Raw genomic sequence first — 13,597 nt, 5'->3', positions numbered from 1 at the left:
TGCGCTCCTTGAGTGGGTCAATGCCGGCGTTGGCGCCGGCGGGATATCGCCGCCGATGATACCCCTAAGCCGCACGGGTATAAACCGGCCTAGCGCCGGGCCATCTTTTCCAGCATGGCGTTGACCGCCTCCAGGTGCTCGGGTTCGTTGTGGCACAGGCCCTGAAACACCGCGCACTTCTCCAGAAACGGTTTCAGCTCGGCGCGGCCGCCCTCCTTCATCAGCCGCTTGGTCAGCCGCGTGGCCTTGGGCGGCTGGGCAGCAATGCGCCGGGCCTGGGCCATGACGGTATCCATGAGCGCCTCGGGCTCGACCACGTCGAGCACGATGCCGTACTCCCTGGCCTCGTCGGCTTCGATCACCCGGCCCGATAGCGTCAGCTCAAAGGCGCGCTGATAGCCGATCAGCCGCTGCAGGAAAAAAGCGCCGCCGTCGCCGGGGATAATGCCCAGATTCAAGAACGTCTCGCCGAACTTGGCCCGGCTTGAGGCAATGCGCATGTCGGCCATGTTGGCCAGATCGAAACCCGCGCCGATGGCCGCGCCGTTGACCGCGGCGATGATCGGCACTTCCACTTCGGCCAGCGCCAGCGGAATGCGCTGAATGCCCCGGCGATAGCGCTCGGCCACCTCGGCCACGTCGCCGGCGAAGTCCCCGCGCCGCTCGGCCATGTCCTTGACGTTGCCACCGGCAGAGAACGTCGAGCCGGCGCCGGTTATTACCAGCACCGATACGTCTTCGCAGCGGTTGACCCACTCGGCCACGGCGACGATATCGTCGATCAGCGCGGTACCGGTCAGGGCGTTGCGCACGTCGTGGCGGTCAAGCGTCAAAGTGGCGATACGCCCTTCCAGCTCGAGCGCGGCATCGGTCAGCTCGGGTAACGGGCTGTTTTGCATTTCCGGATGAGCGTTGGTCATGGTGCAGACTCCACATCGTTTGCCAAAAGAATACGGGCATCCACCACGGCATAGCCGTCGGGATAGGCAATCACCGGGTTCAAGTCGAGCTCGGCGATGGCCGGGTAGGCCTCCATCAGCCGCGAGACGCTGAGCAGCAGCTCGATCAGCGCGTTTTTATCCACTCCCGGCGCACCGCGCACGCCGTCCAGCACCCGGCGGGCCTTGAGCTGGTCGAGCATGGCCGCGGCGTCCCCGCGGCTCAGCGGCGCGGCGCGAAACGCCACGTCTTCCAGCACTTCGACGAGCACGCCGCCCAGGCCGAACATCACCACCGGGCCGAAGGTGGGGTCGCGCATCAGGCCGACGATCACCTCCACGCCCTGCGGCGCCATGGGGGTGACGAGAACGCCGTCGATTCGCGCCTGGGGGGCATACTCCCCGGCCGAGCGCATAATATCGGCGTAGGCCTCGGTAAGCGCCGCCTCGCCTTCCAGGTTCAGCGCCACGCCGCCGGCGTCGGATTTGTGGCTGATATCCGGGCTCACCACCTTCATCGCCACCGGCGTGCCGGCGAAGGCCCGGGCCGCCTCGGCCAGCTCGTCGGCGTCGCGCACCAGGCGCTCTTCCAGCACGCCGATGCCGTATTCGGCCAGCAGCGCCTTGGCCTCGGGCTCCAGCAGATGGCGCCCTTCATGGCGCGCGTTCGCCACCAGGTCCTGCCCTCTGGGACCGGGCCGGGCCGGCGCTGACGGCGCTTCGAGGGGGCGATCCAGATACGCCCCCCGATCGCCCAGCGCGGCCAGCACGTTCACCGCGTTCTCGATGGCGTCGTACACCGGCACGCCGGCCTGGCGCAGTCGGCCAAGCGCCGGCGGCCTGGCCGGGGCATAGAGACTGTACACCACCACGGGCTTGTCGCCGCTTCCGGCCAGCTCGACCATGGCTTCGGCGCCGCGCATTTCGTCGTCGGCAAGCGACTCGTCAAAGCGCCGGGCGTAGCCGCCAAACATGCCCACCAGCAGCACGGCGTCCACGCCCGGGTCCGCCGCCACGATCTCCATGCAGGTCGCCAGCAGCGAAGGGTGATCGTCGGTGGTGCCGGCCACGTCCACCGGATTGACCGTGGAGGCCTGGGAAAACAGCACGGCGGCAAGCATCTTGCGGGTGTCGGCGGCAAGCGTTGCCAGCTCCAGCCCGGCCTCGGCCAGCCGGTCAGCGGCGATGGTAGCCTGGCCGCCGCCGTCGGCGATCACCGCCACGCGCCGTCCCGGCGACCGCTGCAGCCGCCCGAGCCCTTCCGCCACGGGCAGGATATCGTCGGAGTACGACACCACGCTGACGCCGGCCTGGCGCAGCAGGTCCACGGTCATCGGATAGCTGCCGGCCAGCGCCCCGGTGTGCGAGCTGGCCGAGCGCTGCCCCTGGGCCGTGGCGCCGGACTTGTACACCACCACCGGCTTGGTCGCGCTGACCCGGCGCGCGGTATCCAGAAACGCCCGGCCGTCGCTGAAGCCTTCGATGTAGAGCGTCGCTACCCGGGTCGCCGGGTCCTCGCCCAGGTAGCGCAGGTAGTCGGCAAACCCCAGATCGCTCTGGTTCCCCGGGCCGACGTAGGTGCTAAAGCCCACCTGACCGTGGTGCTCAGCCTCCAGCGCCAGCGACAGCAGCATGTTGCCGGACTGGGAAACCACGCCGATATCGCCGGGCTGAAGACGGTCAAGCGCCAGCAGGTTGAGCCGATGATGCAGGTTGAACACGCCCGAGGTGTTGGGGCCTATCAGCCGCACGCCGCAGGCCCGGGCACGCCTCAGCATCTCCTCTTCCAGGCGGGCGCCGTCAGCGCCGGCTTCGCCAAAGCCGCTGGCGAGGATAATCGCGCCCTTGACGCCGCGCCGGCCGCATGACTCGACCAGCTCCGGCACCGTGGCCGCCGGGGTGCAGATCAGCGCCAGCGCCGGCGCCTCGGGGACGGCGTCGATACTGGGCCAGGCGCGTACGTCGAGCACGGCGTCGGCCTTGGGGTTGATCGGGTAGATCGTCCCGGCGTAGCCGCCCCGAACCAGCCCCAGCATGGCCTTGTAGCCGCGCTTGGCAGGGTTGTTGGAGGCGCCGATCACGGCGACGCTGTCAGGGGCCAGCAGCGCGTGCAGCGGGCTTTTACCAGGTGAGGGATCGTCAATGGCAGTCATGGAATACGCTGACCTCTGGGGGCGTTGAGCGAAGAAGGCGGCAAACGTCGGCGGCGGGCGCTAACGGCCCTGAAAGCGCGGGGCGCGCTTTTGCGCGAAGGCGTCCACGCCCTCCTGCCAGTCGTCGGTGGTCGAACAGGTAAAGACCGCGTCCAGCTCCTGCTGCAGGTGCTCGCCCAGCGCTTCGGCCGCGCCGAGGTTGACCAGCCGCTTGAGCATGGCCATGGACACCGGCGCCTGGGCGGCCAGGCGCTCGGCAAGCGTTAGCGCCTGATCGGCAAGCTCGTCTTCGGGATACGCCGCCAGCGCCAGCTGCAGCCGGGCCGCTTCCACGCCGCCGATTTTCTCGCCGGTGTACAAAAGCCGCCGGGCCTGGGCGAGACCCACCAGGTGCGGCAAAATCTTGGAAACGCCGCCGCCCACGCAGGTGCCGATGCCGGTTTCGGGAAAGCCGATCTGCGCCTTGTCGGCCATGAGGATGAAGTCGCAGGCCACGGCCATTTCCGCGCCGGCGCCCAGAGCGTAGCCGTTAACCGCGGCGATCACCGGCTTGGGCAGGCGATAAAGCGCCTCGCACACGTCGTTGCCGCGCTGCAGATAGGCACGCCGCTGATAAAGCGTACGCTCGGCGCCGCCGTGTTCCTTCATGTCCGCTCCGACGCAGAACGCTCGCCCTTCGCCGGTCAGCACCAGCGCGCGGACTCGGTTTTCCCCCCGGGCAAAAGCCAGGGCATCGAGCAGCTCGTCGTAGAGGGTTTCGACCACGGCGTTCAGCCGGTGGGGGCGGTTGAGGCGAATTTCCAGCACGCGGCTGTCGGCATCGGCCGTCAGCCAGGCAAGGCGCAGGGTGTCGTAGTCGGGCAGCGCATCGGTAGCGGCGTCAAAACCAGGCATGGGTATCTTCCGGGTAGGCGGTGAGCGTCAGAAGCAGAGCGTCAAATCGGTATTGCAATACCTATGTGTATAGCACATATGTTTCTCATGATTTCAATGAAGAAACATACGTTTCACTTTCCGATCATAGCCGCGCCCCCGGCGCGCGTCAACACGGCTGTGCCGCGCTCTTCGTTTCAGGTACAGTCGTGCTGAAACTGCGCGCCGCAGCCAGCGCGCTCTTCCTTTATTTTCCCGGCCGGCCCGACTCGATGACGCCAAGCACCGACAACCCCTTGACCGCCGAAGACCACCTGAGCGAGCTTTCCCGTCGTCTGGCAGACGCGAGCCCGGGCCTCAGCCCCCAGCTGCGCCAGGCGGCGGCCTATGTGCTCGACCACCCGGGCGAGGTCGCCTTCCAGTCGGTGCGCGGCTCGGCCAGCGCCGCCGGAGTCACGCCCTCCACCCTGGTACGGCTGGCGAAAAAGCTGGGCTTTGGCAGCTATGAGCCTTTTCGCCAGGTCTTCCAGGCCGCGCTGCAGGAAGGCTCAAGCGAGCTCTCCGGCCGTGCCACCCGGCTCAAACAGCACTCCCGAACGCGCGCCAACAGCGTGTTCGGCGATATCGGCGACTCCGCTCTGGCCAACGTTGCCGCGCTGCTCACCGCGGACAACCAGACCCGGGTAGAAGCCGCCGCCCAGCGTCTGCTCGACGCCCGGCGCATCGCCGCCATCGGCTTTCGCGACACTTTTACCTGCGCCTACCATTTTGCCTACGTGGGGCGCATTGCCATGCCGCACATCGAGCTGATCCGCGGGCTTGAGGGCGGCCTGCTCACCGAGCTTGCTCCCCTGGGCGAGGGGGATCTCGCCGTGGTGTTCGGCTTTGCCCCCTACTGCGCCGAAACCCTTCGCGCGCTGGAGGTTGTCCGCCGAAGCGGCGCCGGCCTCATCGTGGTCACCGACACCCTGAGCTCGCCGTTGGTGCCGGGCGCCGACCTGGTATTCAACCTGGCAAGCGACACGCCGCACTTTTTCCCCTCGATCCTCGCCGCCATCACGCTGATCGAGGCCATGCTCGCCGAGTGCGTGGCCCGGGGGCCGGCCGAGCTAGTGGATAACGTCACCCGCTTTGAGCAGCGCATGCGCGAGCTGGGTGCCTACGTCGAATGAGCCTTGCCACGGCGTTCCCCGCCGCCGCCCTGCCGCCGGTGATCGGCCACCGGGGCTACAGCCGGCGGGCACCGGAAAACACCCAGGCCGCGGTACGCGCGGCCCACCGCGCCGGCATTGGCTGGGTAGAGCTCGACGTCCAGCTGCTGGGCGACGGCACGCCGGTCATCTGGCACGACCGCGACGTCAGCCGCTGCTCCAACGGCCGCTCCCGGCTGGCCCGGCTCGATCAGGAAAGCGCCGCCCGGCTCGACGCCGGCGCCTGGTTTGGCGAGGCCTTTCGCGGCGAGCCGATCGCCACCCTGACCGATATGCTGGCCCTGCTGGCAAGCCTGGGCATGGGGCTCAACCTCGAGCTCAAGGTCAACCGCGGCCGCGACCCCCTTGCCCTGGCCCGGCAGGCCGTGCCCAAAGCGCTTGCCGCGCTGCCGCCCGAGCGGCTGCTGGTGTCGTCGTTCAGCCAGCCGGCGCTGGCCGTCGCCCGGGACATCGCCCCGCCCGAGGCGCTGGCGCTGGGCAGGCTGTATAAACGGCTGCCCGCCGCCTGGGCCAGCCACTGCGCGGCGGTGGAGGCGTTCAGCGTGCATCTGGACTGGCGCTACGCCACCCGCAGCCAGCTCGGCGCGATTCGCCGGGCGGGCTACGCCGTGCTGTGCTATACCGCCAACGACCCGGCGGCGTTTGCCCCCTTCTGGCAGTGGGGGGTGCGCAGCGTGATCAGCGACGAGCCGGCGGCATTTCCGCCGCCCCGGTGAGCCGTTAGCTCAGTCGCTCCGGCTGCGCCGTCAGCGGGGCTGGGAGGGCGCCATCCCTGGCACGGGCCCCTCTGCGATAGCCCCGACCCTCCCCGCCCTTTCTTTGCCGCGCTTTGCGCTTCGCCGTACAATGGTTTCATACCCGACTGCCGGCGCCCTGCCGGCAGCGCTTTTTTGCGCTTTTTCGCTAATCGTGCCCAGCTTTAAGGATCGTTGTCCCCATGCGCGCCAGCCAACTGTTGATTGCCACCCTGAAAGAAACCCCGGCGGATGCCGACATCATCAGCCATCAGCTGATGCTGCGCGCGGGGATGATCCGCCGGCTGACGTCGGGCCTTTACACCTGGCTGCCGCTGGGGCTCAAGACCCTGCGCAAGGTCGAAGCCGTGGTACGCGAGGAAATGAACCGCGCCGGCGCCCAGGAAGTGCTGATGCCGGCGGTGCAGCCCGCCGAGCTGTGGGAGGAGTCCGGCCGCTGGGACGAGTATGGCCCGGAGCTTCTGCGGCTGAAGGATCGCCACTCCCGGGACTACTGCGTGGGCCCCACCCACGAGGAAGTCATCACCGACCTGGTGCGCAAGGAAATCGCCAGCTACAAGCAGCTGCCGATGAACTTCTACCAGATCCAGACCAAGTTTCGCGACGAGATCCGCCCGCGCTTCGGCGTCATGCGCTCCCGGGAGTTCATCATGAAGGACGCCTACTCCTTCCACGTCGATGAGGCCTCGCTCAAGGACAGCTACCAGGGCATGTACGACGCCTACACGCGCATCTTCACCCGGCTGGGGCTTGAGTTCCGCCCGGTGATCGCCGACAACGGCTCCATCGGCGGCACCGGCTCCCACGAATTCCACGTGCTGGCCGACTCCGGCGAGGACGACATCGTTTTCTCCACCGGCTCCGACTACGCCGCCAACATGGAAAAGGCCGAAGCGCTGGCCGCCCCCCTGGGCAGCGACGCTGCCCGCGCCGCCCCCGCCGAGGCGCTGCGGTTGGTCGATACCCCTCGCGTCAAGACCATCGCCGACCTGGTCGAGCAGTTTGATCTGCCCATTGAAAAAACCGTGAAGACGCTGATGGTCCACGGCGCCGACGGCGGGCTTGTCGCCCTCATTGTCCGCGGCGATCACACCCTGAACGACGTCAAGGCGGAAAACCTGGCCCAGGTAGCGACCCCGCTGACGCTTGCCGACGAAGACGAGATCCGCGCCGCGGTAGGCACAGGCCCGGGCTCGCTGGGCCCGGTCAACCTAGAGCTGCCGATCATCATCGACCGCAGCGTGGCGCTGATGAGCGACTTTGCCGCCGGGGCCAACGTGGAAGACAAGCACTACTTCGGCATCAGCTGGGAGCGCGACGCCCCCCTGCCCGAGGTGGCTGACCTGCGCAACGTGGTGGAAGGCGACCCCTCGCCGGACGGCCACGGCACGCTGTCGATCAAGCGCGGTATCGAAGTGGGCCACGTCTTCCAGCTGGGCCAGAAATATTCGGAGGCCATGAACGCCACGGTGCTCGGCGAGAACGGCAGGACCAGCTATCCGTGGATGGGCTGCTACGGCATCGGCATCACCCGAGTGGTAGCCGCTGCCATCGAGCAGAATCACGACGCCGCCGGCATCATCTGGCCCGAGGCCATCGCCCCCTTCCAGGTGGCGCTGGTACCGATGAACGCGTACAAGTCCCAGCGCGTGCGCGAAGCATCCGACAAGCTCTACCGGACGCTGACGGCGGCCGGCTTCGACGTGCTGCTGGACGACCGCGACACCCGCCCGGGGGTGAAGTTTGCCGACCTGGAGCTGATGGGCATCCCCCACCGCATCGTCATCGGCGATCGCGGCCTGGACAAGGACGAACTTGAGTACAAGGGCCGCCGGGATGCCGAGGTGACCATGACGCCGGCTGAGCAGATCGTGGCGTTTCTGGAAGAGAAAACGGCGTAGCGCCATGCCTCTGCCCGTGCGAAGACGACACTCGCAGCGGCGAAGGAGGTCCCTGGCAAAGCGCCTGAGCGGCGCTCTATGCGCCGTCGCTCTGCTGGGAGCCGCCGCCTTCGCCGAGGTTCAGCCCACTTTCGACGCCGCCCGACCCGATGCCCGGCAGCAGAAGGCCCAGCGGCGCTTTCATGACGCCATGGATGCGCGGCTGGCAAGGTTCATGGGTGACGCGGCGGCGCGCAAAACCCTGCTGACACGGCTTTATCGCGAAGCCCGGCTTGCGGGGCTGCCGCCGTCGCTGGTGCTGGCCCTGATCGAGGTGGAAAGCGCGTTTCGCCCCGAGGCGGTGTCGTCTGCCGGCGCGGTGGGGTTGATGCAGATCATGCCGTTCTGGATCGAGGAGCTGGGCCTTGCCGCCGACGATCTGAAGGCGCCCGAGCGCAACCTGCGCTACGGCTGCACGATTCTTGCCTATTACCTGGCACGGGAAAACGGTGACTTTACCCGGGCGCTGGCGCGCTACAACGGCAGCCTGAGTCACACCCGCTACCCGGAGCGCGTGCTCGATACCTGGCAGAGTCGCTGGCGGCTGACGCCCCCTCCTTGAGCCTTGCCCGCCTCCCGAAAGACTCGCGCCCCGCTCGTACGCCAAGGCGTACGAGCGGGGCGCGATCTCCGGTACCTGGCGCACCCCCTTGGCCTGACTGCCCCCGGGTACCGGCCAGGCGATGGGCTATACCGTCATCGACGTCCCGTTACCAGCGACACGAGGAACAGTATCAGGAAGATGACAAACAGCACCTTGGCAATCGTCGCGGCGACGCCGGCGATACCACCAAAGCCGAAAAAAGCGGCGATGATGGCGATGATCAAGAAAAGCACAGCGTTATTCAGCATGGGCGGCTCCTTTGGGCGAGCGCTTGGTTGCGCTCAGAGGTGGCGGTAGCGTTACTAATAACCGCATTAGGGCGTGTTGACGTTTCACATGGGCAGCCATAAAAAGCCGCAGGCCAAGGCCACCATGCTTTCGTAGTTTCGCTTGAGCTTGTCGTAACGCGTTGCGATGGCGCGATACGGCTTCAATCGAGCAAAGGCATTCTCAACCAGATGCCGATAGCGATATAAGCCTCTGTCCAGATTGGCATTTCCTTTCTTTGAGTTGCGTTTGCGTGGAATGACGGCAGCCATGCCCTTGGCTTCGATCTGTCCACGGATACGCTCGCTGTCATAGCCCTTGTCAGCCACCAATGCATCACCCGCTGGCAAATCGTCAATCAATGCCCGGGCTTCCGTGCTGTCGTGCACCTCACCCCCGGTTATTCTGAAGGTGATCGGTAGCCCATAGGCATCTACGGTCAAGTGGATCTTGCTGGTATTGCCTGCACGACTTTTGCCAATGGCTTCTGCGTCTTCCGTGGCAGCTCCGGTGCTGTCCTGGTGGGCCTTGACGTAGGAGCCATCAATGAACAGCCACTCAACATCAGGCTCCTCCACCAGAGAGCTGAAAAGCCTCATCAGCTTTCCACTCGCTGACCAGGCGTTAAAACGCTTGTAGACCGTGTTCCAGGGGCCAAACGTCTCCGGTAGGTCCCGCCACGGGCAGCCGGTGCGCATCCGATAAAGGATGCCTTCTATCGTGGTACGCAAGTCGGCCTTGTCATAAATACCTTGTTGAAGCAGGATAGGTTTCAGCTTCGACCAGTGTTCATCCGTGAGCATTTGTCGGGGCATGGCAGGCTTGCAGTTTGTTGGTGTAGGAACCTTTATTCTGCGAGCTTGCCCCTATCCTGCCAATACCCCTGCCATGAAACGTCAACAGGCCCTAGTGAACGCTTGTCAATTGTGCCGGCCGCGCATAAAAAAAGCCGGCTCCGAAGAGCCGGCGACTGAAAGCCTCGGGAATCTCCCTCGGCCTTCCCCCTGACGACTGGTAGCACCCAGTGACGCTTTTCTTTTTTCCCCTGTGGTGGCATCCGTGCCGCTCTGTCCGCTAGAACCGTCCCTTGAATCCTCCTCCTTGAAAGCGCGTTGTGACGAATGCCGCCGGCTTAGCGTTTCCGGCGGTGATCACGGATGATGAACGCTACCCATCCGCCCATGAAAGCGACCATCATGCCGACAGTGACCAGACCGAAAATGACTGCGTCGTCCCAATACATAGCCTTGCTCCCGCCGCGATGTGTTGGCTTCATACTAGGCAGGAAACGGCGAATAAAAACTGACGTGGGTCAATTCCCCGGCATCGTCCTTGCCCTGTGGCCGTGGCAGTTGATCCACGTCATCTTTACCCTTAGCGGGCTAGGTTAATCGCGCCGAATGCCCGTTGCGCCAGCGCATCCTGCAGCCCTCCTTGAAGCGGTGGCGCCGCCCCGGCAGCAATGCGCCTCTTGTAGCGCAGAGCGGTCACAGAGTACGCGGCAATCGACAAAAAAAACCCCACTCCGGTAAGCTGTCGGGCGTTTTGAGCGCTGCGGCAGTGCCACCCTGACGCGGTTTGCGTAGCGCTTGACGTTTGCCTGTGCAAGGAGCCCCTATCGCCATGCCCACTCCCGACGCCCGGCGCAGCTGGCGCGAATCCCTGGCCGTTTACGCCCGCGCGCCGGTCGTCGCCATGCTGTTTCTGGGCTTTTCCGCCGGCCTGCCGTTTTTGCTGGTGTTCTCGACGCTCTCGGCCTGGCTGAGAAGCGCAGGCGTTGAGGTGGCAGCCATCGGCTTTTTTTCCTGGATCGGCATGCTCTATTCGATCAAGTTCTTCTGGGCGCCGGTGGTGGACCGCGTGACGCTGCCGCTGATGACCCGGCTGCTGGGCCAGCGGCGCAGCTGGATGCTGCTTGCCCAGGCAATGATTGCCGCCGGCCTTGTCGGCCTGGCCGCCACGCCGCCGGTGGGCAACCTTGGCTGGGTGGCAGGCTTCGCGCTGCTGGTGGCCTTTGGCTCGGCCACCCAGGACATCGCCATCGACGCCTTTCGCATCGAGTCGGCAAGCGATGACATGCAGGCCGCCATGGCCTCGACCTACATCATCGGCTACCGCGGCGGGCTTCTGGCCGCCGGCGCCGGCGCGCTTTACGTGGCCTCGGCGGTCTCCTGGCACGCCGCCTACCTGACCATGGCGGCGCTGACCGGCGTCGGCATGATGACGGTGCTGCTGCGCCCCGAGCCCCGGCGCCTGGCCGGCGGCAACAAGCCCGTGCTGGAGCCACGGGTGCGCGCCTTTTTGCGTAAAACCCGCGGCCAGCCGCGGGCATGGCGGCACGTCGGTGCCTGGGTCATCGGCGCGCTGGTGTGCCCGTTTACCGACTTTTTTGTCCGTCACGGCGTGAAGGCGCTGGCGCTGCTGGCGTTTATTGCGGTGTTTCGCGTCAGCGACCTGGCCATGGCTTCCATGGCCAACCCGCTTTACATCGACCTGGGCTTTTCCCTGGCCACCATCGCCAACGTCACCAACGTTTTCGGCATTGCCATGAGCATCGGCGGCGGCGTGCTCGGCGGCCTTCTGGTGGTGCGCTACGGCATCGGCCGGATGCTGGTGGCCGGAGCGCTGATGACCATGCTGACCAATCTGCTGTTTGTCGCGCTGGCGCTGATGGGCGACAGGCTGCCGATGCTGGTGGTCACCATCGTCGGCGACAACCTGGCCAACGGCATGGCAAGCGCGGTGTTCATTGCGTTTCTGTCGAGCCTGACGTCCCGGGCCTATACCGCCACTCAGTACGCGCTGTTCTCGTCGCTGATGACCCTGCCCGGCAAGTTCTTAAGCGGCTTTGGCGGGCTGGTGGTCGACGCCCAGGGCTACGCCAGCTTTTTTACCCTGGCTTCGCTGCTGGGCATTCCCGCGGTGCTGCTGGCCGTCTGGGTCAGCCGCGGCATGCCCGGGCGCCCCGGCGCCTAGCGGTGTTCGCCGAGCCACTCGAGCGCCCCCGGGGTGGTGCGCCACTGGTCGCGCATCAGCGTGCGGTACTGCCAGGCCTCGGCCCTGGTCCCGGGGTCGATCCGCCCGGCCTTGTCCGGCAGCGCCGGGGGCGGGCTTTCGGCGCAGAGCATGTCCAGCGCGTAGCGGCTGTGGCGCTTGACCTCGCCAAGCGCCGCTTCGGCCTGCTCCCAGCGCTCGAGGCGATACAGCGCCAGGGCGCGCCCCATGAGGATGTTGAGCCACAGCGAGCCGTCGTCTTCGGCGTTTTCCGCCAGGGCCAGGGCTTCGCGGTTGCGCTCGTCGCGCAGCAGCTGATCGAGCACCAGCTCGCGCAGCCCCAGGCTGTCCTCCCGATTGATGGCTAGAAGCTGCTCGGCCAGCCGGCGGGAGTGCTCCCGGGCGCCGCGCTCCATGCCCACCACCAGCGCAAGGCCGGTGCGCAGCAGAAAGGCGTTGTCGCCGTCGTCCCAGCACAGGCTGCCTTCGCCTGCGGCCCGGGCCTGCTCCAGCCAGCGCGAGAGCCTCTGCGCCAGGGGCTCAAGAAGGCTCGGCGCCATCCACGGCAGGCTGCCGAAACGGCTGGTCAGCGCCAGGGTCAGATCCTGCACCACCTGGGGGCTGTCCAGCCATTCGGGGTTGGCGCATAGCTCGGACATCCACTCCACGGCGTTGCCCCAGGGATCATCGCGAAAGCCCAGCGCCAAGTCCTCGTCGACCATGACCTGAAAGTGAGCGTGCCAGGCGGCAAAGAGCGTGCCTTCCCGGGCGCTCTCGCGATAGGCAAGGCGCCGGGTCTCGGTGTCGACGCGAAAGGCAAGCTTGGGTGCGGTGGGCAGCGCGGCCAGCAGCGACTGCAGGCTGATCAGCGGCGTCGCCAGGTCTTCTTCGGCGCTCAGCAGTTGGTCGGCCAGGGTGGCGCCGGGGTTGTCGGCCAGCGCGGCGAGAAAATCGAGCTGGTCTTCGTCCAGCTCGCCCTGGCGCGAAAGCCGGCGATACCAGAAGTCCGCCCGCTCCCGGGCTTCCTCCTCGTGGCCTTCGTGGAGCAGCAGCATGGCTTCGATGTAGGCAAGCGTGGGCGAGTCCGGCAGCGCCTGCTGGGCGCGGACAAAGGCAGCCCGGGCGCTGTCGAGGTCATCGTTGTCCAGGTGCGCAAGGCACAAACGCTCAAGGGCCACGCCGCGCAGAAACAGCGGGCCGCGCTCGAGCACTTCGTCCAGAAGCTCGCTGCGCTTGCGGGTAAAGCCGCGCTCCTGGAAAAGATCGAGCAGGATCTCGAACGCCGGCTCCGCCTGTTCCGGCAGGCGCGACCAGTCACGGCGATCAAAAAGCGATTCGAGCACCTGCATGGCGCGGCCGGTCTGGCCGCTTTCCGCGGCCACCAGGCCGGCTTCCAGCAGCGCCTGGGCCGGGGCCTCGCCGCTTGCCAGCGCCGCCTTGAGCGTGTCCCCCTTCCACTCGCGCAGCGAGAGCATCCACATCATCTGCTCGGGGACCTCGGTCAGAAACTCCACCCGGGCGCAGCACTGCTTGTACTTGAGCCCGGAGTCGCACCAGCAGGGTTCGTTCGGCCCCGGCTCGGCCAGCGGTTCGCTGGCAAAGTGGCGCCGCGCCAGCGGCGTCTGGGACCACAATACCGGCGCCAGCGCCTGCGCCGTGGCAACGTCGCCGTTGAAATAGTCGCCGCCCTCGGCGCGCACCCAGATCATGAAGTCCGGGTAGTGCTCCTTGTGCCTGATTGCCGAGAGTGCCGCCGAGGCAAAACCCAGCAGCTGTTCGACCCATACCGCCAGCATTGCCGTCTCCCTTGTCTGTCACCGGCGCCAAAGGCGCGCGGAATAAAGCGCCGTAGTCTAGCATGC

12 protein-coding genes are annotated in these 13,597 nt (G+C 66.5%); 5 read left to right on the top strand and 7 right to left on the bottom strand.

Going from position 1 to position 13,597, the window contains the following annotated elements; all coding sequences use genetic code 11:
• Positions 1-89 precede the first annotated feature (89 nt).
• The 3 genes from P1P91_RS07580 to P1P91_RS07570 are packed head-to-tail and all read right to left on the bottom strand — an operon-like array spanning position 90 to position 3,985.
• Entirely contained in the window at positions 90-920 is an 831-nt protein-coding gene (locus P1P91_RS07580; protein WP_311881690.1) for an enoyl-CoA hydratase-related protein, read from the bottom strand.
• On the bottom strand, positions 917-3,091 hold the full coding sequence (locus P1P91_RS07575) for an acetate--CoA ligase family protein (RefSeq protein WP_311881689.1): 2,175 nt from the start codon (positions 3,089-3,091) through the stop codon (positions 917-919). The genes P1P91_RS07580 and P1P91_RS07575 overlap by 4 nt, the downstream gene beginning before the upstream one ends.
• 60 nt (positions 3,092-3,151) lie before the next feature.
• A complete protein-coding gene (locus P1P91_RS07570) occupies positions 3,152-3,985 on the bottom strand; it encodes an enoyl-CoA hydratase/isomerase family protein (RefSeq protein ID WP_311881688.1) in 834 nt (277 codons plus the stop codon).
• Between the two features lie 188 nt (positions 3,986-4,173).
• Here P1P91_RS07570 and P1P91_RS07565 point away from each other — a divergent pair, with 188 nt between their 5' ends.
• The 4 genes from P1P91_RS07565 to P1P91_RS07550 all read left to right on the top strand — a co-directional run bounded on the left by P1P91_RS07565 (position 4,174) and on the right by P1P91_RS07550 (position 8,432).
• Positions 4,174-5,136, top strand: coding sequence for a MurR/RpiR family transcriptional regulator (locus tag P1P91_RS07565; RefSeq protein ID WP_311881687.1), 963 nt, complete (start codon positions 4,174-4,176; stop codon positions 5,134-5,136).
• Positions 5,133-5,891 (top strand): glycerophosphodiester phosphodiesterase family protein, encoded by a 759-nt coding sequence (locus P1P91_RS07560; RefSeq protein WP_311881685.1) that lies wholly within the window; start codon positions 5,133-5,135, stop codon positions 5,889-5,891. The genes P1P91_RS07565 and P1P91_RS07560 overlap by 4 nt, the downstream gene beginning before the upstream one ends.
• 221 nt (positions 5,892-6,112) lie before the next feature.
• Positions 6,113-7,831, top strand: a complete 1,719-nt coding sequence (locus tag P1P91_RS07555; RefSeq protein ID WP_311881683.1) for a proline--tRNA ligase — start codon at positions 6,113-6,115, stop codon at positions 7,829-7,831.
• A 16-nt stretch (positions 7,832-7,847) separates the two neighbouring features.
• Positions 7,848-8,432 carry a lytic transglycosylase domain-containing protein gene (locus P1P91_RS07550; protein WP_311881681.1) on the top strand — a complete coding sequence of 195 codons (585 nt, stop codon included), beginning with the start codon at positions 7,848-7,850 and terminating at the stop codon, positions 8,430-8,432.
• Between the two features lie 134 nt (positions 8,433-8,566).
• Here P1P91_RS07550 and P1P91_RS07545 read toward each other — a convergent pair whose 3' ends face one another.
• The 3 genes from P1P91_RS07545 to P1P91_RS07535 form a co-directional block, all read right to left on the bottom strand.
• Positions 8,567-8,722 carry a DUF1328 domain-containing protein gene (locus P1P91_RS07545; protein WP_311885664.1) on the bottom strand — a complete coding sequence of 52 codons (156 nt, stop codon included), beginning with the start codon at positions 8,720-8,722 and terminating at the stop codon, positions 8,567-8,569.
• An 84-nt stretch (positions 8,723-8,806) separates the two neighbouring features.
• Complete coding sequence (locus P1P91_RS07540) at positions 8,807-9,556, bottom strand: IS5 family transposase (protein WP_311882126.1); 750 nt, start codon at positions 9,554-9,556, stop codon at positions 8,807-8,809.
• Positions 9,557-9,873: 317 nt separating this feature from the next.
• Positions 9,874-9,936: a hypothetical protein gene (locus P1P91_RS07535; protein ID WP_311885737.1), complete on the bottom strand. Its 63-nt coding sequence runs from the start codon at positions 9,934-9,936 to the stop codon at positions 9,874-9,876.
• Between the two features lie 428 nt (positions 9,937-10,364).
• On the opposite strand from P1P91_RS07535, the gene P1P91_RS07530 reads away from it, so the two are divergent.
• The gene (locus P1P91_RS07530) at positions 10,365-11,717 is read left to right on the top strand and encodes an AmpG family muropeptide MFS transporter (protein WP_311885662.1); all 1,353 of its coding nucleotides are present in this window, start codon (positions 10,365-10,367) and stop codon (positions 11,715-11,717) included.
• Here the strand turns inward: P1P91_RS07530 and P1P91_RS07525 are convergent.
• The gene (locus tag P1P91_RS07525; protein WP_311885660.1) at positions 11,714-13,531 is read right to left on the bottom strand and encodes an SEC-C domain-containing protein; all 1,818 of its coding nucleotides are present in this window, start codon (positions 13,529-13,531) and stop codon (positions 11,714-11,716) included. The genes P1P91_RS07530 and P1P91_RS07525 overlap by 4 nt on opposite strands.
• Between the last annotated feature and the right edge of the window lie 66 nt (positions 13,532-13,597).

The organism is Halomonas piscis, assembly GCF_031886125.1.
Taxonomy (GTDB): Bacteria; Pseudomonadota; Gammaproteobacteria; order Pseudomonadales; family Halomonadaceae; genus Vreelandella; species Vreelandella piscis.
The sequence above is the reverse complement of the archived record's forward strand: the minus strand, read 5'-3'. Positions and strand labels throughout refer to the sequence as shown.